This window comes from Kitasatospora sp. NPDC088351, assembly GCF_040685575.1.
GTDB lineage: Bacteria > Actinomycetota > Actinomycetes > Streptomycetales > Streptomycetaceae > Kitasatospora.
Window position 1 is genome coordinate 154,164 of record NZ_JBFBIL010000007.1, and the last position, 22,990, is coordinate 177,153.

Genomic DNA, 22,990 nt, shown 5'->3' on the forward strand with positions numbered 1-22,990 from the left:
CCGGTGGTACTCGTGGGATGGCTGACGGTTCATCTGGTGCCCCCGCCGGAAGGCTGGGGCAGACCGCCGACGGGCGTGCCCGACACGGCGTGCACGGCCGCCGGGTCGAGGTCGAACAGCTCGCGCAGCGCGTCCGCGTAGGAGGCGCCGCCGGGCTCGGCGGCAAGCTGCTTCACCCGAACGGTCGGGGCGTGCAGCAGCTTGTCGACGACGCGGCGAACGGTCTGGGTGATCTCGGCGCGGGAGCGCTCGTCGAGACCGGGCAGCCGGGAGTCCAGGCGGCCCAGCTCGGCGGCGACCACCTCGGAGGCCATCGCCCGCAGCGCGACCACGGTCGGCGCGATCCGGGCGGCCCGCTGAGCCGCGCCGAAGGCGGTGACCTCGTCGGCCACGATGCCGGAGACGGCGTCCACGTCCCCGGCGCCGGGGGTGGCGGCGTGGGCGTGCGAGAGGCTCTCCAGGTCGACCAGCAGGGCGCCGGGCAGCTCGTGCACGCCGTGGTGGACGTCGCGGGGCATGGCGAGGTCGAGGAAGGCCAGCGGGGCGTCGCCGCCCCGGGCGGCGACGGCGGTGGCGACGTCCTCGGCACTGATCACCACGCCGGCCGCGCCGGTGCAGGAGATCACCAGGTCGACGTCGGCCAGCGCCTCGGGCACCTTGGCCAGCTCGATGGTGCGGGCCACGTCGGCGCCGAGGATCTCGACCAGCCGCTCGGCGCGCTCGGGCGTCCGGTTGGCGATCAGCAGATCGGTGACGCCGGAGCGGACCAGGGTGGCGGCGGCCAGCGAGCTCATCGAGCCGGCGCCGACCACCAGGGCCCGCTTGCCCGCGATCTCGCCCGCGCCGGCCGCGACCTGCTCCAGGCCGAAGGTCACCAGCGACTGGCCGGCCTTGTCGATGCCGGTCTCGCTGTGCGCCCGCTTGCCGACCCGCAGGGCCTGCTGGAACAGCTCGTTCAGGCCGCGCCCGGCGGTGTGCTCGTCCTGGGCCTTGGCCAGGGCGTCGCGCAGCTGGCCGAGGATCTGGCCCTCGCCGACCACCATCGAGTCCAGGCCGCAGGCCACCGCGAAGAGGTGGTGGACGGCGCGGTCCTCGTAGTGGACGTAGAGGTGGGAGGTCAGCTCCTCCAGGTCCACCCCGCTGTGGTGGGCGAGCAGCAGCGACAGCTCGGCGACACCGGCGTGGAACTTGTCCACGTCGGCGTAGAGCTCGATCCGGTTGCAGGTGTTCAGCAGCGCGGCCTCGGCGACGGTCGCGGTGGCCGCCGCGTCGTGCAGCAGCCGGGTCGGGACGTCACCGGTCAGGGCGGCGCGCTCCAGCACGCCGACCGGGGCGGTGCGATGGCTCAGTCCTACGACAAGAAGACTCATGCCCGCCCCCTGGTGCCATGGTTCTCGGTGCTCACGCCGGCATCACCGCGGAGAGATCGCCCTCGCCGGGCTTGCCCTTGGCCGGCTCGGTCCCGTCCTTGGCCGGCTCGACGGCCACCCGGCCCTTGCCGCTGCCGCCCGCGGCGCGGCGCAGCTTGGCGGCGGCCGCCCGGACCGGTCCGGGGGCGCGGTCGAGCACGGACTCGGCGCGGTCCGGCTCCTCGCCGGCCTTGCGCTGCTCGTGGAAGGCCAGGATCTGCAGCTCGATGGAGAGGTCCACCTTGCGCACGTCCACGCCGTCCGGCACGGTCAGCACGGTCGGGGCGAAGTTCAGGATGCTGGTGACGCCGGCCTCGACCAGGCGGTCGCAGACCTGCTGGGCGGCGCCGGGCGGGGTGGTGATGACACCGATGGAGACGTGCTGGCTCTCCACGATCTCCTCCAGCTCGTCCATGTGGCGCACCGGCAGACCGGCCGCGCTGCTGCCGACCACGGCCGGGTCGGCGTCCAGCAGGGCCGCCACCCGGAAGCCGCGGGAGGCGAAGCCGCCGTAGTTGGCGAGCGCGTGGCCGAGGTTCCCGATGCCGACGATGACGACCGGCCAGTCCTGCGTCAGGCCCAGCTCGCGGGAGATCTGGTAGACGAGGTACTCGACGTCGTAGCCGACCCCACGGGTCCCGTACGAGCCGAGGTAGGAGAAGTCCTTGCGCAGCTTCGCGGAGTTGACGCCCGCGGCGGCCGCCAGCTCCTCGGAGGAGACGGTCGGCACGGAGCGCTCGGAGAGCGCGGTGAGCGCCCGCAGATAGAGGGGCAGGCGCGCGACGGTCGCCTCCGGGATGCCCCGGGCACGCGAGGGTCGGCGCGCGGCGCCCTGGTCGGGCGTCTGCGAACTGCTCTGTGGTGATCGGCCGATTGCCACGGTGCTCCTGTGGGTGAAGCTGGGCTTTGGCAGCCAGGCTATGCGTTTGTGAACGTGTGCACAAAGATGGTGTCCGTTTTGTCCCCGCACAGTGATGCGCATCACGCCGTCGACCCCATAGCACCGCTCTCTGTCGGCACCACCGCCGGGGGCCGTGCGCCCGGTGTCCGCAGGCCGTACGGAGCCTCCCTGCGGACCAGCGGGACGGGGGCCCCGGACTGCCGCGAACGCGCCCGGCCCAGCCTCGGCCACGGCACCCGGGCCGCCTCGCCCAGCGGCGCGGCCCACTCCTCGGGCGGGCAGGACGGAACGCCCGCGCAGTGCCGCAGCAGTTCGGCGGTGGCCCGGGCGTCGCCCAGCGCGGTGTGCGCCGCGAACCCGCCGAGGCCCGCCGCCTCGGCGCAGGCGGCCAGGCCGAAACCGCGGGCCTGGGGCAGGTGGGCGCGGGCCAGCCGCATGGTGCAGAGCAGCGGGACGGGCGGCAGCGGCACCCCGATCCGGGCGAACTCGCGACCCAGGAAGGCGTGGTCGCAGGTGACGTGATGGCCGACCAGCACCCGGCCGGCCAGCAGCTCCAGCAGCCTCGGCGCGATCTCCCGGAACCGGGGGGCGCCCTCGACGTCGGCCTGGGCTATCCGGTGCACATGGGTCGGGCCGACCGGGCCGAGCGGATCGAGCAGGGTGCAGAACTCGGTCTCCGGGCGCAGCGCCGCGTCCAGCAGCACCACCGCGACCTCGACCACCCGGTGCCGCCACGGGCTGCGGCCGGTCGCCTCCACGTCCACCACCGCGAACCCGCCGGCCGCCCCGGCCGCCTCCGGGCGGACGGGCATCCCTGGGGTCGGGCCGGGAAGCATGACGGCACTCCTGGTGTGCTCAGCCCCCCATGGCCGCGGACGCGTTCGATCGTAAGCCGACGAACGGGGCCGTTCCCCGGCCGGTCGCGGGTTTCTTCACAACGATTCGGCGAACCGCCCCCGCCGGTCGGCGGGGGCGGCGCGGGGCGGGACCCCCGGGGCTCAGGCGCCCAGCGCGGCGCGCAGCCGGCGCTCGTCGACCCGCCAGAAGTCGTGCTGGCGGCCGTCGATCAGGGTCACCGGGATCTGCTCCCAGTAGCGGCGGTACAGCTCCTCGTCCTGCGTGATGTCCTTCTCCTCGAACGTCGCGCCCAGCTCGCCCGTCACCCGGACGATCACCTCCCGGGCGTCGTCGCAGAGATGGCAGCCCGGCTTGCCGACCAGGGTCACGGTACGGTCGGCCGGCTTCGGGCTCGGGGTCTTGTCACGTCGCAGCAGTGGGCTCACCAGGCCATTGTGCGCCCGCCTTACACCCGGCCGGGCCGGACGTCCGGCCGGGCCGGGGCCGCCCGCCGTTCACCGCGCGGGCACGCCGCCGTCACGGCCGCTCCCGACCCGGCTGGCTATGCTCGATGCCATGGCCGTGCTCCGAAGGCTCCTCCAGACAAGGCGTCCCACCAGCGCGCGGACCGCCCTGGCGGGCGAGGCCGCGGCCGAGGCGGCGGAGGCCGCGCTGCGCGCCGAACCGGGCCCGGGGCCGACCTCCGGAGCCCCGGCCGCCGAGTCCGCCGGTGACACCGGGACCGCCGAGCCCATCGGGGCCGTCAAGGACATCGGGACCACCGAGTCCGCCGGGGCCGCCGGGACCGCGCCCGCGGCCGACAGGCCGGCCAGGGCCCCCAAGGCGCCCGCCGAGAACCACACCCCCGAGCGGGACGACCCGCGCGCCGCCGCCTTCTTCGACTGCGACAACACCATCCTGCGCGGCGCGGCGATCTTCTACCTCGGCGTCGGCCTCTACCGGCGCGGCTTCCTCACCCGGCGCGACATCGCCCGGTTCGCCTGGCAGCAGGCCTGGTTCCGGCTGCACGGCACCGAGGACCCGGACCACATGGCCGACGCCCAGCACACCGCACTCGGCCTGGTGGCCGGAAAGCGGACGGCCGACCTCGAAGCCATCTGCGAGGAGGTCTTCGAGGAGGTCATCGCCGACAAGATCTGGCCGGGCACCCGCGCCCTGGTCCAGATGCACCTGGACGCCGGCCAGCGGGTCTGGCTGGTCACCGCCGCCCCGCTGGAGGTGGCCCGGGTCATCGCCCGCCGGCTCGGCATGACGGGCGCGCTCGGCACCGTCGCCGAGGCCAGGGACGGCCTCTACACCGGACGTCTGGTCGGGGATCTGCTGCACGGGCCCGCCAAGGCGGCCGCCGTCCGCGCGCTGGCCCGCCGGGAGCGGCTCGACCTCGGCCGCTGCGCCGCGTACAGCGACTCCGCCAACGACATCCCGATGCTCTCGCTGGTCGGCCACCCGTACGTGGTGAACCCGGACGGCGCGCTGCGCCGGCACGCCCGGGCGCAGGGCTGGCGGGTGCGGGACTTCCGGACCGGGCGCAAGGCCGCCCGGATCAGCCTGCCGGCGGCGGCCGCGCTCGGCGTGATCGCGGGCGCGGCCGCCGCCGGGGTCGCACTGCACCGCCGGCACCGCGTCTGAACCGCCGGCGCCGCGGCCGGACCTTCCGGCGCCGCTGCCGAGCCTTCCGGCAGCGCGGCCGGGACGAGGCGTCCCCGGGCGGGTGACCGGACGTCAACCAGCCCCCTGACCAGGCCCCTCGTACGGGCGAACTCCCCCGTGCCACCGCTCCGCCCGGATCTCCTGCGCACATCTGATCGCCACCGATCACTTTCGATCGTTCACCAGACGGGGAAAGTCGAGGGTTGCCGAGGCCCGAGGCAGGGAAACCGCCTTCCCGGCCCCCAAACTTGTCACCCAGCGCATCCGTTCGGTCACGTTGAGCCGGATGAACGATGACACGTTCGGTCGATGTCAGTCAGATATGCACACTGCGCGGATCTCAAACGACCACTTCGACCACACGGTGTAGCTGTCATTGCACAAAGCGTTATTCTCTCCTGGATGCACGTCACCCACGCGCCCCTTTTGCCGGGCGGCGCGGGCGTGCTCTCCGCGCAGGCGGAGGTGATCCGTCCACAGTTCTGCCTCTGGGAGTCCCGTGTACCCACCCGTCCGGAACGACGCGCCTGCACCCTCCCGCCCGTCGCCCGCGCCCCTGCGCTCCCGCACCGGCCTCCGCGGCCGCCCGGCCTCCGCCCGGCAGATCTCCACCGGCCTGGAGCTGCTGCGCAGCCTGCTCCGCAGCCGGCTCCCCGCCCCGGCCCAACTCGTGACCGCCGGAGCCTCGTTCGGCCCCGGCCGGCCGCACCCCGGCGGCCTCGCGCTGCGCACCACCGCCGCCGGTTCCGCCGGCGCCGGCTCACGCGGACGGACCGGCGCCACCGGCACCGGCGGCCGCAGCCGGGCCAGGACCGCCCCGAGCCCCGGCTACGAGACCGAGCACAACCCGATCATGGAGCTGGTCGAACGGGCCCAGGCCGGCGAGAGCGATGCCTTCGGCCGCCTCTACGACCACTACGCGGACACCGTCTACCGCTACATCTACTACCGGGTCGGCAGCCGGGCCACCGCCGAGGACCTCACCAGCGAGACCTTCCTGCGCGCGCTGCGCCGGATCGGCACCTTCACCTGGCAGGGCCGGGACTTCGGCGCCTGGCTGGTGACCATCGCCCGCAACCTGGTGGCCGACCACTTCAAGTCCAGCCGGTTCCGGCTGGAGGTCACCACCGGGGAGATGCTCGACTCCAACGAGTGCGAACGCAGCCCGGAGGACTCGGTACTGGAGTCGCTCTCCAACGCGGCCCTGCTGGACGCGGTGCACCGGCTCAACCCGCAGCAGCAGGAGTGCGTCACGCTCCGGTTCCTGCAAGGGCTCTCGGTGGCGGAGACGGCCCGGATCATGGGCAAGAACGAGGGCGCCATCAAGACCCTCCAGTACCGCGCGGTGCGGACGCTCGCCCGCCTGCTGCCGCCCGACGCGCGGTGAGCGGGCCGGTGACCGGGGAGATACCCGCCGGACCGCCACCGTCACCGCCGACGCCGCTCCGACACGTGCGGGTGAACGCCCCGGCCGGTGATCGGCGGCGCGTAACCGACCGCCCGCACCGCTCGTTGGCCAGCGTGCAAGCCTCCACCAGGCGTACGGTCAAGTCGAATTGCGACCTCTCACCCGATGGAGTGGCTTTGGCCCGCCGGGACAACCGCCCGGCAGGCCGGAGTGTCGACAACGACGAAGGGAGGTGTGGCTCGTGACGGCAAACGTGCTGGAGCACCGGCGGGCGAAGGCCTTCGCCGAGGCGCTGGAGGCCCACCGGGCAGAGCAACGCGGCGCCGCCGGTACCGAATCGGCCAACACCGCTTCCACCGGTGCCGGTTCGGCCATGACGGCCACGACGGCCGCGATGGCCGAGCTGGTCGGCATGACCGACGCACTCGGCGCGCTACCCGGACCGGAGCTGGACCGGCAGGTCAGGACGGTCCAACGCGCCCAGCTGATGGCCGCGTTCGAGCAGGCCTTCGCGGGCGGCCCGGGCGCCACCGTGCCCCGGCAGCGCAGGCACCGGTCGCTCCGGACCGCTCCGCGCGGCCGCTGGAGCCGCCGGTTCGCGATCGGCGGACTGGTCGCCGGGCTCGCCGTCGGCAGCCTCGCGGGCGCCGCCACCGCCAGTACCAACGCCCTCCCCGGCGACACGCTGTACGGCATGAAGCGCGGCCTCGAAGGGCTCCGGCTGAACTTCGCGGGCTCCGACAGCGAGCGCGGCGAGCTGCTGCTCGACCACGCCGCCACCCGGCTCGGCGAGGCCAAGAGCCTGGTCGGCCACACCGACCCGGCGGGCGCGCTCAGCCCGGGCACGGTCGAGCAGGTCCGGCGCGCGCTGGACGACATGCACGCCGACGCCCTCAAGGGCCGCGAGCTGCTGCGTTCGGTCTACCGCAGCAACGGCTCGCTGGACCCGATGCGCGCCCTGGCCGGGTTCGCCCAGGGCGAGGACGGCCGCTGGGCGGAGCTGCAGAGCAGGCTGCCGGTGCAGCTGACCCCGCAGGCACACCTGGTGGACCAGCTCTTCGACGACATAAGCGAGGACGTCGCGCCCCTGCGTCTGACCCAGCCGCCCGCCAAGAGCGGCAGCGGCCCGGCGGGCACCGGGGCGGGCGGCGCGAGCGGCGCGGCCTCCGGCACCACCTCCGCCGACACCCCGGCGGGCGGCGGCAACGCCGCACCCGGTGCCGGGCCGGCCCAGGGCGGCGCGGCCGCCGCCAACGGTGGCGGCAGGCCCGGCAGTACCGAGCGGGCCCCGTCCACCGGGTCGGGCCTGCCCGGCATCGGCAACGGCGGCGCGGTGCCGAGCGGCGTGCCGAGCAGCGCCGCGGACGCCGTCGGCGGGCTGGTCGACAACCTCACCAGCGGGCTCACCGGCGTCAAGCCCTCGCCGAGCGCCGACCCGGTGCCCGACCAGGCCCCGCGGCCGTCCGGCCCGCCCAGCGCCGGTGCCGGTGCCACGCCGCAGGGCGTCGAGGTGCCGCCGCTGGTCCCCGGCCTGCTGCCCGGGCTGCGGATCCTCGGCGGCTGACCCGGCCGTACGGACCCGGGTGAGGGCCCAGCGGGTTCGCCGGGCCCTCACCCGGGCACCGTTCCGGAAGGCCGGCGGGGCGCCCTGTGGTTCGGAAGCCGTGGTTCGGAAGCCGTGGCCGGCCGTGGCTCAGAAGAAGACCGACCGCCGCTGCACCAGCAGCTTGTAGAGCGTGTGCTGGATGGTCTCCCGTACCTCGTCGGCCAGGTCGAAGACCAGCATCGGGTCGTCCGCCGCCTCCGCCGGGTGCCCGTCGGTGGCGATCGGCTCACCGAACTCGATCGTCCACTTGGTCGGCAGCGGCACCGCGCCGAGCGGCCCCAGCCACGGGAAGGTCGGCGTGACCGGCACGTACGGCAGGCCCAGCAGCCGGGCCAGCGTCTTGAGGTTGCCGATCATCGGGTAGGTCTCCTCCGCCCCGACGATCGCGCACGGCACGATCGGCACCCCCGCCCGCAGCGCCGAGGCGACGAACCCGCCGCGCCCGAACCGCTGCAGCTTGTACCGCTCGGAGAACGGCTTGCCGATGCCCTTGAAGCCCTCCGGCCAGACTCCGACCACCTCGCCGCGCTCCAGCAGCGCCTGGGCGTCCTCGTTGCAGGCCAGCGTGTGACCGGCCTTGCGGGCCAGCTCGTTGACGCCGGGCAGGACGAAGACCAGGTCGGCGGCGAGCATCCGCAGGTGCCGGTGGTGCGGGTGGTGGTCGTGGATGGCCACCTGGGTCATCAGCGCGTCCAGCGGGATCGTCCCGGAGTGGTTGGCGACGATCAGCGCGCCGCCCTCGGCCGGGATGTTCTCGATCCCGCGCACCTCGACCCGGAAGTACTTCTCGGCGAGCGGGCGCAGCAGCGAGAGCAGCACCTCCTCGGTGAGCTCCCGGTCGAAGCCGAACTCGTCCACCTCGTAGTCGCCGGTGATCCGGCGGCGCAGGAACGCCAGGCGGTCGGCGGCCCGGCCCTCCCAGCCCTTGCCGAACAGGCGGGTGGCGGCCGGGCCGAGCCGCCCGGCCAGCGCCCCGCCGACGGCGTCGGCGAGCTGGTCGGCCAGGCCCGGGTGGCCGGGGTCGCTCCAGCTGGGCGCGGACTCGATCGGGATGACCTTGGCCCCGTCCCTCGCGTTCTCGGCTGCGGCACTCATCGCGGGTTCAGCTCCTGGGTCGGTGGGGAGGAACGGCCGGGCGGCGCTCCGACCCGAGCAGGGCGGCCAGCCGGTCGGTGACGGCGGTGAGCCGTTCGGGTGGCAGCAGGCCGGCGGACTGCGCGGCGGCGAAGTCGGCGAAGGCCTCCGGGGTGGTGAAGCCGGGCCGGTAGCCGAAGGTCTCGCGCAACCGGGTGGTGTCCACCACCCGGCCGTGGGTCAGCAGCCGCAGCTGCTCGGGCGAGAAGTCGACCATCCTGGTCTGCCGGGCCACCGCCGCCACCCAGCTGATCGCGGGCAGCAGCAGCGGCAGGGTCGGCCGGCCGAGCCTGCGGGCGCACTGGGAGAGCAGCAGCACGCCCTCCCCCGCCACGTTGAAGGTCCCGGTGTTGACGGTGCCGGGCTCGGCGGCGACGGCCGCCCGGCAGAGCACCTCGACCGCGTCGTCCTCGTGGACGAACTGCAGCCGGGGGTCGTAGCCGAGGACGATGGGCAGCACCGGCAGGGCGAAGTACTCGCTGAGCGGGGTGTCCGCGCCGGGGCCGACGATGTTGGCGAACCGCAGCACGGTCACCGCGACGTCCGGGCGGCGCCGGGCGAAGCCGCGGACGTAGCCCTCGACCTCCGCCGCGTCCTTGGCGAAGCCGCCGCCGGGCAGGTTCTTGGGCTGCGTCCGCTCGGTGAACACCGCCGGGTCGCGCGGGGTGGAGCCGTACACGCCGGTGGTGGACTTCACCACCAGGCGGCGCACGCCGGACGCCTTCTGGCAGGCACCGAGCAGCTGCATGGTGCCGATGACGTTGGACTCCTTGACCGAGGAGCGGTTGGTCGAGCCCAGACCGGTGGCGCTGACGCTGAGGTGGACGACGGTGTCGACCCGGTGCTCGGCGATCACCCGGGCCACCGCCGGCCGGCGCAGGTCGAGCTGGTGGAAGCGGTACGGGGCGGCGGGCCCGTCCGGTTCCGCGACGGCGTGCCGGGGCGGCTGCACGTCCACGCCGACCACCAGGTCCACCCCGGGCCGGCGGCGGATCTCGGCGGCGAAGCGGGCGCCGAGATGGCGTGCCACGCCGGTGACGAGCACGACCATGCCCACGGTGCTGCACCCCATTCCTCGCCCTGAGCGACTTGCGTGCACCGTACCGCGCCGCCGTGTCGGGCCGTGAAATGACACCGCCCGCCCAGGCCACAAGGGTCTGGACGGGCGGTGGAAGCGCCGGGCGCGCAGGGCGCGGCCGGGGGCGCTTACTTCTTGTTGCGACGCTGCACGCGGGTCCGCTTCAGAAGCTTGCGGTGCTTCTTCTTGGCCATACGCTTGCGACGCTTCTTGATGACAGAGCCCACGGAACAACCCTCGCTCACTGAGACTCGCGCCCGTGAGAGACGGAGTCCATACGACTGACGGACGGCCTAGCCTACCTTCCGCGCGCCCTGGGTCGTAATCGTGCTCCCCGGAACCGGGAAACACCCGGAGAATCCCCGGCGAACGGGCCCGGGGTCCGCAGGCTGCGGACCCCGCCCCGCCGCCCGGCCCTACGCGCTCTCGAGCCGCACGTAGGACTCCTTGAGGTACTCGTGCACCGCCTGCTGGGGCACCCGGAAGGACCGTCCGACCCGGATGGCCGGCAGTTCTCCGCTGTGCACCAACCGGTACACCGTCATCTTGGACACCCGCATGACCGCGGCCACCTCCGCCACGGTCAGGAAGACAACTTCCTGCAGGGGGCGTTCGCCGGAACTCATGACCATCACCCGACCCTTACCCGTGTGCAAGGCACCGGCTTCCCCTCCGGTGACTCCACCGGCACACGTGTATCCCCAGAGTAGTTATGGGTGGTACCAGTGGGAAGAGGGGGAAGCCCAGTCCTCGTACGGTGAGAGATAGGCCTGTTGCAGTACGTAGTCGCTCAGCGGTCTGTAGCAGTGGGCATGCGCACGCCCCCGGACACGGGGCTGCCGGTCCGGGGCCTCCGGGCTCAGGGCAGCAGGCCGTGGTAGGGCAGGACGGCCCGGCGGGTGGCGAGGATCGCCTGGTCCAGCCGGTCGGCCGGATCGTAGCCGGTGTCGAAGTCCCGCCAGACGGGCCTGGCCCCGTCGGTCATCCGCAGCGGGGCCGGGCGGCGGGTGCGCCGGTAGACCTCGGCGCGCCAGGCCTCCGGGGTCTCGGTGGCCGGGTCGACGGGCCGTCCGGCGGCGGTGGCGACCAGGTGGGTCCAGGTCCGCGGGACGACGTCCACCACGGCGTAGCCGCCTCCGCCGGTGGCGATCCAGCGGCCGCCGGCGTGCCGGTGGGCCAGGTCGTGCAGTTCCTCGGCGATCAGCCGCTGGGCGTCCACGGTGACGGCGAAGTGGGCGAGCGGGTCCTCCAGGTGGGTGTCCGCGCCGTGCTGGGTGACCAGGACCTGCGGGCGGAACGCGGCCAGCAGTTCGGGCACCAGGGCGTGGAAGGCGCGCAGCCAGCCGGTGTCGCCGGTGCCGGCCGGCAGCGGCAGGTTCGCGGCGGAGCCGGGGGCGTCGGGGCCTCCGGTCTCGGTGGCCCAGCCGGTCTGCGGGAAGAGCGTGGCGGGGTGCTCGTGCAGCGAGACGGTGAGCACCCGCGGGTCGTTCCAGAACGCCTGCTGGACGCCGTCACCGTGGTGGACGTCCACGTCGACGTAGGCGACCCGCTCGGCGCCGAGTTCGAGCAGCCGGGCGATGGCGAGCGCCGGGTCGTTGTAGATGCAGAAACCGGAGGCCCGGCCGGGCATGGCGTGGTGCAGCCCGCCGGCGAAGTTGACGGCGTGCGGGGTCTCGCCGCGCCAGACGGCCTCGGCGGCGGCCACGGACTGGCCGGCGATCAGCGCGGAGGCGGAGTGCACGGCGGGGAAGGCCCAGTTGTCGTCGGTGCCGAGCCCGTGCCGGGCGTCCTGCTCCTCGGGGTGGGCGGCGGCGTGCTTGACCGCCGCGACGTACTCGCGGGTGTGCACCAGGCGCAGGGTGGACTCGCCGGCCGGCGGCGCGGCCCGGACCGTCACCCCGGGGCCGCTGCTCAGCCCGAGGGACTCCACGAGGCGCATGGTGAGCGCCAGCCGGGTCGGGTCCATCGGGTGGCCGGGGCCGAAGTCGTAGGCGGTGACGGCCTCGTCCCAGAAGAGGTGCAGGCCGCAGGGGGTGTCACGCTCGGCTTCGGGCATGGCCTCCACCGTAGCGGGTGGCTCCGCTCCGGCGGCCGCCAGGGCGCGCCGGTTCCGGGCCGCTCCGGCCGTCCGCCCCGGCCGTGGGTGCCGGCCGTCCGCTCGGGCGGTTCGCTCGGGCGGTTCGCGCTCAGGCCACCGCGGGCCGGGCGACCGGGGCGGGGGCGAAGCGGCCGGCGAGCGGGAGGACGGCGAGCACCAGCAGCATCGGGGCGAGCAGTGCCCAGCGGTAGGAGCTCGCGCCCGCGATCGCCCCGACCAGTGGTGAACCGACCAGGAAACCCACGTAGTTGAAGAGGTTGAGCCGGGCCACGGCGGCGTCCGAGTCGGCCGGGAAGAGCCGTCCGCCGGCCGCGAAGACCTGGGGGATGATCGCGCAGATTCCGAAGCCGAGCACGGTGAAGCCGGCGATGCCCGCCCCGGCACCGGGCGCCGCGGCGGCCACCGCGAAGCCGAGCGCGGCCAGCGCGGCGCCGCCGCGGACCACGGGGACGGCGCCCCAGCGCTGCACCGCGCGGTCACCCAGGGCCCGGCCGAGCAGCATCGCCACCATGTAGCCGAGGTAGGAGAGCTTGGCGACGTCCTTCGGGCTGCCGAGGCCGTCGGTGAGGTACTTGACGCTGTAGTTGGAGACCGAGGCGTCCGCGATGTACGCGAAGGCCATCGCCAGGCAGAGCGGCAGCAGTGGCCGCCACGGTACGGACCGGGCGGCGGCCTCGGCGGCCTCCCGGACGGCGTCGCCCAGTTCGGCGGGCCCGGCGAAGCGGGTGCCGGCGAGGACGGCGAGCGGGGCGATCACCGCGGCGGCCGAGCCGAACAGCACCGGCAGGCCGAGGTCGTAGCGTGAGCCGAGGCCCGCGACGGCGGCGCCGAGGATGCCGCCGAGGCTGAACGCGGCGTGGAAGCCGAGCATGACCGAGCGCCCGTAACGGCGCTGGAGGCCCACCCCGAGCATGTTCATACTGGCGTCCAGCGCACCGACCAGAAGCCCGAACGCGCCGAGGGCCAGGGCGAGTTGCCAGAGCGTGCCGCCGAGCCCGGCGCCCGCCAGGCTGAGGCAGACGGCGGGCTGGACGACCCGCAGCACAGCCCGGGCCCCGGTACGCCGCACCAGCCATTCGGAGCCGATCGAGCCCACCCCGGCCAGGATCGGCACGGCCGCCAGGAAGACCGGCAGCAGGGCGTCGCTCAGCCCGTACCGGTCCTGGATCTCGGGGATACAGGTGACCAGCAGGGCGAAGGTGACGCCCTGGAGCAGGAAACTCGCGGCGAGCGCGGCTCTGCCCGCGCGCAGCCGAGGAGGGATCACGGTACTCATGCCAACCTCGCTACTGGCCGGTACAACGATGTTGGCGAGAGCGTAGGCGGTGGCGCGCGATCGCGGGAGGGGTCGCGCAGCAGTTCTGCGAACAGCCGTTCCGTGCGGCTGTTCCGCGGCGGCCCTCCCCGGCCGGGCGGGCTCAGAGCAGCGCCGGGACCTCCGCCAGATCGGCGATCAGCCCGGTGGCACCGGCGGCGGTCAGCTTCGCCGGGTCGGTGAGCGCGGTGTACCCGTACACGTCCATACCGGCGGCCCGGGCGGCCAGCACGCCGTTGACGCTGTCCTCCAGGACCAGGCAGCGGCCCGGCTCGACGCCGAGGGTGCGGGCGGCGTGCAGGAAGAGGTCGGGCGCGGGCTTGCCGACGCCGACGTCCTGGGCGCTGAAGATCCGCTCCTCGACGAAGTTCCCGCGCAGGCCGGTGACGTCGAGCGCGGTCCGGATCCACTCGTGGTGCGCCGAGGAGGCCAGGCAGTAGGGCACGGAACGCTGCTGCAACTCCTTCAGCAGACGCTCCGCGCCCCGGACGGCGGCGAGTTCGGCGCCGAACGCGGCGAACACCCGGGCGTGGAACAGGTCGTCGAAGCCGTCCGGCAGCTTCGCCCCGTCGAACCGCTCGGCGATCACGTCGTGGACCCGGTGGGCGGCGGTGCCCATGAAGTCCCGGTACGACTCCTCGACGGTGGTCGGGTAGCCGAGTTCGGTCAGGTACTCGGCCAGCAGCCGGTTGGAGAGCGGCTCGCTGTCCACCAGGACACCGTCGTTGTCGAAAATCACCAAGTCGTAGGACATGCCGTCGAGCCTACTGGGCCCCGCCTCCGGGCCCGCCGGGCCTTGCGTCCGGGCCTACTTGCCGCCGGAGGCCAGCTCCCGGGAACGGTCCCTGGCCGCCTCCAGGGCGCCCAGCAGGGCCGCCCGTACACCGTGGTTCTCCAGCTCGCGGATGGCGGCGATGGTGGTGCCGGCCGGCGAGGTGACGGCCTCGCGCAGCTTCACCGGGTGCTCGCCGGAGTCCCGCAGCATCACCGAGGCGCCGATCGCCGACTGCACGATCAGGTCGTGCGCCACCTGCCGGGGCAGGCCGAGCAGGATGCCCGCGTCCGTCATCGCCTCGACCAGGAAGTAGAAGTACGCCGGGCCCGAACCGGAGAGCGCGGTCGCCGCGTCCTGCTGGGACTCGGGCAGCCGCACCGCCTTGCCGACCGAGCGGAAGATCTCCTCCGCCCGCTCCAGGTGCGCCTCGGTGGCGTGCGAGCCGCCGGAGATCACGCTCATGCCCTCGTCCACCAGGACGGGCGTGTTGGGCATCACCCGGACCACCGGGGTGCCGGCCGCCAGCCGCGCCTCGAACCAGGCGGTGGGGACGCCGGCCGCCGCCGAGATCACCAGCCGGTCCGGGCTGACGTGCGGCGCCAGCTCCTCCAGCAGGGTGCCCATGTCCTGCGGCTTCACCGCGAGGATCAGGGTGTCGGCGAGCTTGGCGGCCTCGGCGTTGGTCGCGGTGCCGACGCCGTACTTCCCGGCCAGCTCGGCCGCGCGCTCCGGGCGGCGGGCCGTCACCAGCACGTCCGCCGGGTCCTTTCCGGCCCTCAGCAGACCGGAGAGCAGGGCCTCGCCGATCTTGCCGGTGCCCAGGAAGGCGATCTTCTGTCCGTGTGCTCCGCTGCTGGCCATGGCCGCTCCTTACCTCCGGTACTGCGGCCATCCTCGCACCGCGACCGGGCCGGCGGCGGGAGCGTCCACCCAGCGGCCGGACTGCCGCCCGCCACGCCCTAGGGAGAAACTCGGGGTTCTCCCCTATGGCCCCGGGCCGTGTGCGGGCGCACCGTGGAGGTATGGCACACGAAGAGATGTCCCGACGTGAGAACCGGCAACTCGCCGTCGCCGCCGCGACGGTGGGACCGTGGCGGACGGCCGCGGGAGTCGGTGCGGTGGTGGGGGCGACGGCCCTGGGGATCGATGCGATCACCGGTGACTGGTCGCTGAGCATGCTGGCCGGACCGGCCGGCTGGGCGCTGTTCTTCTTCTTCCTGGTCGGCACGGTGGGCGGCCAGCTGCGCCGCGACACCGGCGACCGGCGGCTGCGCCGGTGGGCGGCCGAGCACCCGTGGCAGTCGGCGCTGCCGGCGGCCGGCGGACTGCTGGTGCTGAACATGCTGGCGCAGACGTTCCTCGGCGACGCCGGCCTGTTCGGCGCGTTCTTCCTCTCGCTGCTGCCGGCCGGCGTCCTGCTCGCCGTGGCGGGCGTGGTGGGTTCGGTGAAGCAGGCCCGGGGCAAGGGCTGACGCCGTTTCCGGAACGGCGGAAACAGGGGCGATCTCCGCACATCGCGCACGCGTTCACCACCTGGTGTGCCCCCGATCAGCGAATCGTCACACCCCGTCGGCATACTGGCGCGATGCCGATAGCCGAAGATCCAGAACCGCGCCCGTCCGAGGGCCGGGAGCCGGGCGGGTCCGACCCGTCCGAGGCGGGCGGGAAGGACCCGTTCGCGGACCTCGTTCTCGACGAGGAGTTCGTCAAGGGCGCCACCGTGAAGGAGCAGTCCGGCCGGACCCGGATGCTCGCCGCCCGCTGGCGCCACACCCCGCCGGTCGACCCGGGCGGCCGCCGCTCGGTGAACGACGGCCCCTCGAAGGGCAAGCGGTTCGGCCGCGGGCCCCGGCGGCCCGACGCCTTCGGCAACCCGGGCCCGCGCCGCCGCCTGGAGTGGCGGGCGCCGCTGTACGTGGTGCTGACCATCGCGGTGCTGCTCGCCGCGCTCAACATCGACGGGCTGCGGAGCTGGTACTCCGAGCACTACGGTGACGCCGGCACCCCCGGCTCGTCCGCCGTCGCGCCGGCGCCCACCGTCGCCCCGGAGACCGCCCGGCCGACCGCCGCCCCGCCGTCGGCGGCCGAGCAGCAGCCGACCGTCGACCACCCGTGGGCCGGCTCCCCGGCCGAGGGCTGGCCGAGCGGGGCGGAGGCCTTCGTGCTGCCCGCGGCGCAGGCCACCGGGGTCTTCGGCGCCGAGGAGGTGGCCGGCCAGCTCCAGCTGGTCAAGGACTACCTGACGGCCGCCAACCTGGACCCGAAGGTGACCGCGGGCGGCCGCCCCGAGGCGGCACTGGCCCTGCTGGACCGCGGCGACCGGGACAGCGCCGAGGCGGCGCTCGCCAAGCCGTCCGAGGAGCGGAACGCCATCTCCTACTTCAGCCGCTTCAACCCGGCCGAGGCGATCCCCGTGACCGACGTGGTCAAGGTGCAGGGCCGGACGACGTTCGAGAGCGACGGCGAGAAGGGCGTGCTGGTGCACACCGACTACACCTTCGTCTACGCGATCCGCCCCGGGCCCGAGGCGGCCAAGCAGGCCCTCCCCGGGAAGCCGTCCACCAGGCCGTCCACGACGGGCGAGCCCGCACCCGGCCTGCCGAGCGGCCCCGGAGTGGCCAAGCCGGTGGCGCTGACCAGCGTGAACGGCGATGTCCCCGGCGACACCTGGACCGCCAGGACCATCGTGCGGCGGATCACGGACTTCCGCTTCTACGACCCGGCCAGGTACCAGTCCAACCCGAAGAAGATCAACCTGCGGCGGTACGACTCCGAGTCCGGCAACAGCGCCTGCAACGTCCACGACGGCTACTACCACCCGCAGTTCGACCAGTTCGCCCAGCCGGACCCGGAGCGGACCGGGCCGAGCCTGGACCCGTACGACCGCAGCAAGGACATCGACGGCGAGCGGGAGTGCGGCTCGGTCAGCCGCAGCTGACCGGTCCGGCCGCGCTCAGCGCCTGCGCTTGCCCCGGCCCGGCGCCTTGGTGTCGGGCCGGCCGCCGCGGGTCGCCTGCCGGCGCTCGTACTGGGCGACGGCCCGCTCGTACCCGGCCCGCCGGACGGCCTCGCCGGGGGCCTCGATGAGGCTGCGGACGAAGTAGGCGAGGAGCGCGCCGACCCCGCCGATGAGCCAGACCACGCCGAGCGACTTGTCCTCGGCCATCCAGCCGCTCAGCTGGTCCCTGCCCTCGCTGAGCAGCTTCCAGGTGCGCAGACCGGCCATCAGCGAGCAGACCGCGATGGCCGCGACCAGCAGCCCGTTCACGAAGCCGCCACCGGAGGAGAGCCGGACGCCCTCGACGCCGAAGCGCAGCACGAAGGCTCCGGCCAGCGCGGCCAGCAGGGCGCCGATCGGCACGACGAGCCGGCGCAGCCGGTAGTCGGCGCCCCGGTCGACCCAGGTGGTGCCGAACCAGCGGATCGGTTCCGGCTCGGGGGCGCCGGCGGGCTTGGGGGCGGGGGCGGGGTCCTGGGTCACAGGTCCGATTATCACCCGGTGTCGCGGGAACGCGGAGGGGTCGTCCCGCCTGGCGGGACGACCCCTCCTCCGTGCTGCGGGCTCAGCCGAGCCTGGTCACGTCGCGGACGGCGCCCTTGTCGGCGGAGGTGGCCATCGCGGCGTAGGCGCGCAGGGCCTGGCTGACCTGGCGGTCGCGGTTCTTCGGCCGGTAGCCGCCCTCGGCCTCCAGCTTCAGCCGGCGCTCGTGCAGTTCCTCGAAGGAGACCTCCAGGGAGATCTTCCGGCCGGGGATGTCGATGGCGATGAGGTCGCCGTCCTCGACCAGCGCGATCGCGCCGCCGGACGCGGCCTCCGGGGAGGCGTGGCCGATCGAGAGGCCCGAGGTGCCGCCGGAGAAACGGCCGTCGGTGACCAGGGCGCAGGCCTTGCCGAGGCCGCGGCCCTTCAGGAAGGACGTCGGGTAGAGCATCTCCTGCATGCCCGGGCCGCCCTTGGGGCCCTCGTAGCGGATGACGACGACGTCGCCCTCCTTGACCCGCTTGGCGAGGATCGCCTCGACGGCGTCCTCCTGGGACTCCACCACGACGGCCGGGCCGCTGAACGTCCAGATCGACTCGTCGACGCCGGCGGTCTTCACGATGCAGCCGTCCTCGGCGAGGTTGCCGTACAGCACGGCGAGGCCGCCCTCGACGGAGTAGGCGTGCTCGACGCCGCGGATGCAGCCCCTGGCGGCGTCGGTGTCCAGCGAATCCCAGCGCTCGGACTGGGAGAAGGCCTCGGCGGAGCGGACGCAGCCGGGGGCCGCGTACCAGAGTTCGACGGCCTCGGCGGACGGGGAGCCGCCGCGGATGTCCCAGGTCTTGAGCCACTCGTCGAGCGAGCCGGAGTGGACGGTGTGCACGTCCTCGTTGAGCAGTCCGCCGCGGTACAGCTCGCCGAGCAGGGCGGGGATGCCGCCGGCCCGGTGGACGTCCTCCATGTAGTACGAGCCGTTGGGCGCGACCTTGGAGAGGCAGGGCACCTTGCGGGAGATCGCGTCGATGGCCCGCATGTCGAAGTCCAGCTCGGCCTCCTGGGCGGCGGCGAGCAGGTGCAGGATGGTGTTGGTCGAGCCGCCCATCGCGATGTCCAGCGCCATGGCGTTCTCGAACGCGGCGCGGGAGGCGACGGAGCGCGGCAGGACGGAGTGGTCGTCCTGCTGGTAGTGCCGGTTGGTGATCTCGACGACCGTCCGGCCGGCGTTCTCGTAGAGGGCCCTGCGGGCGGTGTGGGTGGCGAGGAGCGAGCCGTTGCCGGGCAGCGAGAGGCCGATCGCCTCGGTGAGGCAGTTCATCGAGTTGGCGGTGAACATGCCGGAGCACGAGCCGCAGGTGGGGCAGGCGTTCTCCTCGATGATCGCGATGTCCTCGTCGGAGACGTTCTCGTTGACCGCCTGGGCGATCGCGTCGACCAGGTCGAGCTTGCGCACGGTGCCGTCGACCAGGGTGGCCTTGCCGGCCTCCATCGGGCCGCCGGAGACGAAGACGGTCGGGATGTTGAGGCGCAGCGCGGCCATCAGCATGCCGGGGGTGATCTTGTCGCAGTTGGAGATGCAGATCAGCGCGTCGGCACAGTGGGCGTTGACCATGTACTCGACCGAGTCGGCGATCAGGTCGCGCGAGGGCAGCGAGTAGAGCATGCCGCTGTGGCCCATCGCGATGCCGTCGTCGACGGCGATGGTGTTGAACTCGCGCGGGATGCCGCCCGCCTGCTTGATCGCCTCGGAGACGATCCGGCCCACCGGCTGGAGGTGGGTGTGGCCGGGGACGAACTCGGTGAAGGAGTTGGCGACCGCGATGATCGGCTTGCCGAAGTCCTCGCGGGCTACGCCGGCGGCCCGGAGAAGCGCCCGGGCGCCTGCCATGTTGCGACCGTGGGTGACCGTACGGGACCTCAGCTCGGGCACTGTGCTCCACTCCTTCGGGGCTGCTGGCGGCCCCGCGGGTAGGAGGGTGCGGCGCCGCTGTGGCTATCGAGCCTACGCCCGCCGTCCGGGCGGTGGACGGCGCGTCCGCGATGCGGTCAGGCGTCGCCGCCCGGGGTGATCGCCACCGTGAGGTCCAGCAGGTACGACTCGGTCACCCAGCCGTCGGGGAATTCGGCGAGCAGCGCCTCGCGTTCGACGGCCAGCAGCGGCTCGCGCTCCTCGGGGGCGAGGGCGGCGATGTAGGAATGCGAGGTGAGGTCGGTGATGACGCCCTCGACGGTGATCCGGCGCTCCCAGCGCAGCACGGCGGTGCGGGTCCGCAGGCCGAAGGGGAGCAGCTGATCGGTGACCTCGTTGAGCCGGCCGTACCAGCGGTAGGGCCCGGGCAGCGCGGCGGAGAGCCGCTCGCCCATCGCCCGCACCCAGCCGACGCCGCCGTCCCTGACATTCCACCAAGTGGCGAGGGCGCCGCCGGGGCGCAGCACCCGGATCGCCTCGGGGACGGAGCGCTCGGCGACCGTCCAGTGAAAGGCCTGGGCGTAGGTGATCAGGTCGGCGGAGCGGTCGTGGAAGGGCAGCTCGTCACCGGTGCCCTTGACCAGGGGGATCTCCGGGGAGACCGCGTGCAGTCGGGCGGCCATGCCCGGGCTGGGCTCGACGGCCACGACATCGGCACCGCGGGCGGCCAGCAGGCGGGTGGAGATGCCGGTACCGGCGCCGACGTCCAGCACCCGGGCACCCTTGAGGCTGCGGCCGGCCAGGCGCTCCAGTTCGTCGAAGAGCTCGTCGGGGTAGGAGGGCCGGGCGCGGTCGTACTCGGCGGCGACCGAGTCGAAGGACTTGGCGAGGCCCCGATAGTCCTGTTCGCCCGTCATATCCCCTCCAGGGAAACCTGGTTCGTTCGGTCAGCGTACGCGGGAGGGGGTCGCGAGGTGCAAGCGGGTGAAGGCGAGCGCCTCGGCGAGGTCGGCCTCGCGTTCGGCGGGGGAGGCGGAGCGCCGGGTGTTGACCTCCAGCACCACATGGCCGTCGAAGCCGGTCCTGGCCAGGTGTTCCAGCAGTTCGGCGCAGGGCTGCTTGCCGCGGCCGGGGATCAGGTGCTCGTCCTTGCCGGAGCCGCTGCCGTCGGCGAGGTGGATGTGGGCGAGGCGGTCACCCATCCGCTCGACCATGGTGAGGGCGTCGATCCGGGAGGTGGCGGCGTGCGAGAGGTCGATGGTGAAGTGCCGGTACTCCTCCTCGGTGACGTCCCAGCCGGGGGCGTAGGCCAGCATCTCGCGGTCGCGGTAGCGCCAGGGGTACATGTTCTCGACGGCGAAGCGGACGTCGGTCTCGCCCGCCATCCGGTCGATGCCCTCGACGAACTCGCGGGCGTACTGGCGCTGCCAGCGGAACGGCGGGTGGACGACGACGGCGTCGGCGCCGAGCTTCTCGGCCGCCGCCCGGGCCCGGACCAGCTTGGTCCACGGGTCGGTGGTCCAGACCCGCTGGGTGATCAGCAGACAGGGCGCGTGGACGGCCAGGATCGGCATCCGGTGGGCGTCGGAGAGCCGGCGCAGCGCCTCGATGTCCTGGCTGACCGGGTCGTTCCAGACCATCACCTCGACACCGTCGTAGCCCAGCTTCGCGGCCAGTTCGAAGGCGATGGCGGTGCCGGCCGGGTACACCGAGGCGGTGGAGAGGGCGATCCTGGTGTCGGGGATGTGCAGGGCGGGGTGCGGGGGCAGCACCAGGCGGTCGGTGGTGCGCAGCAGCGGGGCGGGGCGGGCCGCGGCCTGCCGGGCGGCCTTGACGGACTTCACCGACTGCACGGCGGCCTTGGCGGCGCCGGCGGCCCGGGCCGTCCGGGTGTCGCGGGGGCTCTTGGCGGCACGGGCGGCGGCCCGTCCGGTGCCGCGGCCGCGTTCCGGGCCGCGTTCGGCGCCGGGGGTCTTCTGGACGGCTTTCTTCGCCGCCGTCTTCGCCGCCGTCTTCACCGCCTGCACGGTCTTCGCGGTCTTGGCGGTCTTCGTCGCCCCGGCCGCCTTGGCGGCCTTGGCCGTCTTGACGCCCTTCACGGCCTTGCCGAGCTTGCGGGCACGGCCGGTGGTCCCGGGTTCGGCGCCGCCCTCGTCCGGGCGGGTGCGGCGCGGGCCGTCCGGCCGCGGCTGCCCGGTTCCGGCAGCGCGGCCCCCCTGCGTCCCGTCCTCGTCCGCTGGTTGCGCCACGGGAGACAGCGTAAGCGGACCGCGCCCGGAACGGAGCCAGGTCCCCCCGCCGGTGCGGGCCGAAGGCCTCAGCCGGCGAGGGCGGGGTGCCGGTCGGTCGGGCTGTCCATGGCGTCCAGGCGGCGCAGGATGATGCCCTCGCGCAGCGCCCACGGACAGATGTCGAGCTCGTCCAGGCCGAAGAGGTCCATCGCGGCGTCGGCGACCAGGGCGCCGGCCAGCAACTGCTTGGCCCGGCCCTCGGAGACGCCGGGGATCTGCGCCCGCTCGGCGACGGTCATCGCGGAGAGCCGGGGCACCCAGGCGGCCAGGCCGCTGCGGGTGAGCCGGCGGTCGGTGTACGGGCCGGCCTCGGCGGGGGCGGCGCCGCTCATCCGGGCGAGCTGCTTGAAGGTCTTGGAGGTGGCGACGGCGTGGTGGGGGGCGCCGAGCCGGGAGATCTCGCCGACCACGCTGGCGATCTCGGCCCGGATGTGGCGTCTGAGCTCGCGCAGGCCGTCCGGGTCGGCGACGTCGCCGGGCAGCCAGCGGGCGGTGAGCCGGCCGGCGCCGAGCGGCAGCGAGCAGGCGATGTCGGGCTGCTCGTCCTGACCGCAGGCGATCTCCAGCGAGCCGCCGCCGATGTCGAGGTTGAGCAGCCGGCCGGAGGACCAGCCGAACCAGCGGCGGACGGCGAGGAAGGTGAGCCGCGCCTCGTCCTGTCCGGAGAGCACCCGCAGTTCGACGCCGGTCTCCTCGGCGACCCGGCGCAGCACCTCCTCGCCGTTGGCCGCCTCGCGGACGGCGGAGGTGGCGAAGGGCAGGATGTCGACGACGCCCTTGTCCTCGGCGACCCGGATGGACGAGGCGACCATGCCGACCAGCCGCTCCACCCCGGCCTCGCTTATCGCCCCCTGCTCGTCGAGGAGTTCGGCGAGCCGCAGCTCGGCCTTGTGGGAGTACGCGGCCAGCGGGGCGGCACCGGGATGGGCGTCCACCACGAGGAAGTGGACCGTGTTGGAACCTACGTCGAGAACACCGAGTCGCATAACTCTCCACGCTACGCGATACGGTGCCGCGCCCACCCGGCCGCGGCGGTATTCGCGCTGGTCCGGGTGGGTCGGTACGGACCCGGCACGGACC

At 74.0% G+C, this 22,990-nt stretch carries 22 protein-coding genes; 5 read left to right on the plus strand and 17 right to left on the minus strand.

Annotated features, from left to right (window positions below):
- Positions 1-29: 29 nt before the first annotated feature.
- From AB0P06_RS08175 to AB0P06_RS08190, 4 genes are all read right to left on the minus strand, one after another.
- On the minus strand, positions 30-1,370 hold the full coding sequence (locus tag AB0P06_RS08175) for a glutamyl-tRNA reductase (protein WP_363605985.1): 1,341 nt from the start codon (positions 1,368-1,370) through the stop codon (positions 30-32).
- A 31-nt stretch (positions 1,371-1,401) separates the two neighbouring features.
- A complete protein-coding gene (locus AB0P06_RS08180; protein ID WP_363605987.1) occupies positions 1,402-2,289 on the minus strand; it encodes a redox-sensing transcriptional repressor Rex in 888 nt (295 codons plus the stop codon).
- 101 nt (positions 2,290-2,390) lie between these two features.
- Positions 2,391-3,146 carry a 3'-5' exonuclease gene (locus AB0P06_RS08185; RefSeq protein WP_363605988.1) on the minus strand — a complete coding sequence of 252 codons (756 nt, stop codon included), beginning with the start codon at positions 3,144-3,146 and terminating at the stop codon, positions 2,391-2,393.
- A 162-nt stretch (positions 3,147-3,308) separates the two neighbouring features.
- Positions 3,309-3,593 (minus strand): glutaredoxin family protein, encoded by a 285-nt coding sequence (locus AB0P06_RS08190; protein WP_363605990.1) that lies wholly within the window; start codon positions 3,591-3,593, stop codon positions 3,309-3,311.
- Between the two features lie 130 nt (positions 3,594-3,723).
- Between AB0P06_RS08190 and AB0P06_RS08195 the strand changes: the two genes are divergently transcribed.
- The 3 genes from AB0P06_RS08195 to AB0P06_RS08205 all read left to right on the plus strand — a co-directional run bounded on the left by AB0P06_RS08195 (position 3,724) and on the right by AB0P06_RS08205 (position 7,790).
- On the plus strand, positions 3,724-4,797 hold the full coding sequence (locus tag AB0P06_RS08195; protein ID WP_363605992.1) for an HAD-IB family hydrolase: 1,074 nt from the start codon (positions 3,724-3,726) through the stop codon (positions 4,795-4,797).
- Positions 4,798-5,422: 625 nt separating this feature from the next.
- On the plus strand, positions 5,423-6,205 hold the full coding sequence (locus AB0P06_RS08200; protein ID WP_363606061.1) for an ECF subfamily RNA polymerase sigma factor, BldN family: 783 nt from the start codon (positions 5,423-5,425) through the stop codon (positions 6,203-6,205).
- A 262-nt stretch (positions 6,206-6,467) separates the two neighbouring features.
- The gene (locus tag AB0P06_RS08205; RefSeq protein WP_363605993.1) at positions 6,468-7,790 is read left to right on the plus strand and encodes a DUF5667 domain-containing protein; all 1,323 of its coding nucleotides are present in this window, start codon (positions 6,468-6,470) and stop codon (positions 7,788-7,790) included.
- A gap of 129 nt (positions 7,791-7,919) precedes the next feature.
- On the opposite strand, the gene AB0P06_RS08210 is transcribed toward AB0P06_RS08205, so the two are convergent.
- The 8 genes from AB0P06_RS08210 to proC all read right to left on the minus strand — a co-directional run bounded on the left by AB0P06_RS08210 (position 7,920) and on the right by proC (position 15,093).
- Entirely contained in the window at positions 7,920-8,927 is a 1,008-nt protein-coding gene (locus AB0P06_RS08210; protein WP_363605995.1) for a lysophospholipid acyltransferase family protein, read from the minus strand.
- Positions 8,928-8,934: 7 nt separating this feature from the next.
- Positions 8,935-10,023 (minus strand): NAD-dependent epimerase/dehydratase family protein, encoded by a 1,089-nt coding sequence (locus AB0P06_RS08215; RefSeq protein WP_363606062.1) that lies wholly within the window; start codon positions 10,021-10,023, stop codon positions 8,935-8,937.
- 149 nt (positions 10,024-10,172) lie between these two features.
- Positions 10,173-10,271, minus strand: coding sequence for an AURKAIP1/COX24 domain-containing protein (locus tag AB0P06_RS08220; RefSeq protein ID WP_003948845.1), 99 nt, complete (start codon positions 10,269-10,271; stop codon positions 10,173-10,175).
- A 189-nt stretch (positions 10,272-10,460) separates the two neighbouring features.
- Positions 10,461-10,670 carry a helix-turn-helix domain-containing protein gene (locus tag AB0P06_RS08225; RefSeq protein WP_148644250.1) on the minus strand — a complete coding sequence of 70 codons (210 nt, stop codon included), beginning with the start codon at positions 10,668-10,670 and terminating at the stop codon, positions 10,461-10,463.
- Between the two features lie 233 nt (positions 10,671-10,903).
- Positions 10,904-12,100: an acetoin utilization protein AcuC gene (locus AB0P06_RS08230; protein WP_363605997.1), complete on the minus strand. Its 1,197-nt coding sequence runs from the start codon at positions 12,098-12,100 to the stop codon at positions 10,904-10,906.
- 130 nt (positions 12,101-12,230) lie between these two features.
- Positions 12,231-13,418: an MFS transporter gene (locus AB0P06_RS08235; protein ID WP_363605999.1), complete on the minus strand. Its 1,188-nt coding sequence runs from the start codon at positions 13,416-13,418 to the stop codon at positions 12,231-12,233.
- A 142-nt stretch (positions 13,419-13,560) separates the two neighbouring features.
- Positions 13,561-14,211 carry an HAD family hydrolase gene (locus tag AB0P06_RS08240; RefSeq protein WP_363606001.1) on the minus strand — a complete coding sequence of 217 codons (651 nt, stop codon included), beginning with the start codon at positions 14,209-14,211 and terminating at the stop codon, positions 13,561-13,563.
- Positions 14,212-14,265: 54 nt separating this feature from the next.
- Complete coding sequence (proC, locus tag AB0P06_RS08245) at positions 14,266-15,093, minus strand: pyrroline-5-carboxylate reductase (RefSeq protein ID WP_363606003.1); 828 nt, start codon at positions 15,091-15,093, stop codon at positions 14,266-14,268.
- 161 nt (positions 15,094-15,254) lie between these two features.
- Here proC and AB0P06_RS08250 point away from each other — a divergent pair, with 161 nt between their 5' ends.
- Both AB0P06_RS08250 and AB0P06_RS08255 read left to right on the plus strand, forming a co-directional pair.
- Positions 15,255-15,704, plus strand: coding sequence for a hypothetical protein (locus AB0P06_RS08250; protein WP_363606004.1), 450 nt, complete (start codon positions 15,255-15,257; stop codon positions 15,702-15,704).
- Positions 15,705-15,817: 113 nt separating this feature from the next.
- Positions 15,818-17,170, plus strand: a complete 1,353-nt coding sequence (locus AB0P06_RS08255; RefSeq protein ID WP_363606005.1) for a hypothetical protein — start codon at positions 15,818-15,820, stop codon at positions 17,168-17,170.
- Between the two features lie 15 nt (positions 17,171-17,185).
- Here AB0P06_RS08255 and AB0P06_RS08260 read toward each other — a convergent pair whose 3' ends face one another.
- The 5 genes from AB0P06_RS08260 to AB0P06_RS08280 form a co-directional block, all read right to left on the minus strand.
- Positions 17,186-17,713, minus strand: coding sequence for a hypothetical protein (locus tag AB0P06_RS08260; protein ID WP_363606006.1), 528 nt, complete (start codon positions 17,711-17,713; stop codon positions 17,186-17,188).
- 82 nt (positions 17,714-17,795) lie between these two features.
- Positions 17,796-19,640, minus strand: coding sequence for a dihydroxy-acid dehydratase (ilvD, locus tag AB0P06_RS08265; RefSeq protein WP_363606007.1), 1,845 nt, complete (start codon positions 19,638-19,640; stop codon positions 17,796-17,798).
- 116 nt (positions 19,641-19,756) lie between these two features.
- Positions 19,757-20,536: a methyltransferase domain-containing protein gene (locus AB0P06_RS08270; protein ID WP_363606008.1), complete on the minus strand. Its 780-nt coding sequence runs from the start codon at positions 20,534-20,536 to the stop codon at positions 19,757-19,759.
- Positions 20,537-20,566: 30 nt separating this feature from the next.
- Entirely contained in the window at positions 20,567-21,370 is an 804-nt protein-coding gene (locus AB0P06_RS08275; protein WP_363606063.1) for a sugar phosphate isomerase/epimerase, read from the minus strand.
- A gap of 566 nt (positions 21,371-21,936) precedes the next feature.
- Entirely contained in the window at positions 21,937-22,896 is a 960-nt protein-coding gene (locus AB0P06_RS08280; RefSeq protein WP_363606009.1) for a Ppx/GppA phosphatase family protein, read from the minus strand.
- Positions 22,897-22,990: the final 94 nt, after the last annotated feature.

What these genes read in the sequence shown, in the direction of transcription:
- AB0P06_RS08175 (WP_363605985.1), bottom strand. Translation starts at nt 1,370, where the DNA reads ATGAGTCTTCTTGTCGTAGGACTGAGCCATCGCACCGCCCCGGTCGGC.
- AB0P06_RS08185 (WP_363605988.1), bottom strand. Translation starts at nt 3,146, where the DNA reads ATGCTTCCCGGCCCGACCCCAGGGATGCCCGTCCGCCCGGAGGCGGCC.
- AB0P06_RS08195 (WP_363605992.1), top strand. Translation starts at nt 3,724, where the DNA reads ATGGCCGTGCTCCGAAGGCTCCTCCAGACAAGGCGTCCCACCAGCGCG.
- AB0P06_RS08210 (WP_363605995.1), bottom strand. Translation starts at nt 8,927, where the DNA reads ATGAGTGCCGCAGCCGAGAACGCGAGGGACGGGGCCAAGGTCATCCCG.
- AB0P06_RS08225 (WP_148644250.1), bottom strand. Translation starts at nt 10,670, where the DNA reads ATGAGTTCCGGCGAACGCCCCCTGCAGGAAGTTGTCTTCCTGACCGTG.
- AB0P06_RS08230 (WP_363605997.1), bottom strand. Translation starts at nt 12,100, where the DNA reads ATGCCCGAAGCCGAGCGTGACACCCCCTGCGGCCTGCACCTCTTCTGG.
- AB0P06_RS08235 (WP_363605999.1), bottom strand. Translation starts at nt 13,418, where the DNA reads ATGAGTACCGTGATCCCTCCTCGGCTGCGCGCGGGCAGAGCCGCGCTC.
- AB0P06_RS08240 (WP_363606001.1), bottom strand. Translation starts at nt 14,211, where the DNA reads ATGTCCTACGACTTGGTGATTTTCGACAACGACGGTGTCCTGGTGGAC.
- proC (WP_363606003.1), bottom strand. Translation starts at nt 15,093, where the DNA reads ATGGCCAGCAGCGGAGCACACGGACAGAAGATCGCCTTCCTGGGCACC.
- AB0P06_RS08250 (WP_363606004.1), top strand. Translation starts at nt 15,255, where the DNA reads ATGGCACACGAAGAGATGTCCCGACGTGAGAACCGGCAACTCGCCGTC.
- AB0P06_RS08255 (WP_363606005.1), top strand. Translation starts at nt 15,818, where the DNA reads ATGCCGATAGCCGAAGATCCAGAACCGCGCCCGTCCGAGGGCCGGGAG.
- AB0P06_RS08270 (WP_363606008.1), bottom strand. Translation starts at nt 20,536, where the DNA reads ATGACGGGCGAACAGGACTATCGGGGCCTCGCCAAGTCCTTCGACTCG.
- AB0P06_RS08280 (WP_363606009.1), bottom strand. Translation starts at nt 22,896, where the DNA reads ATGCGACTCGGTGTTCTCGACGTAGGTTCCAACACGGTCCACTTCCTC.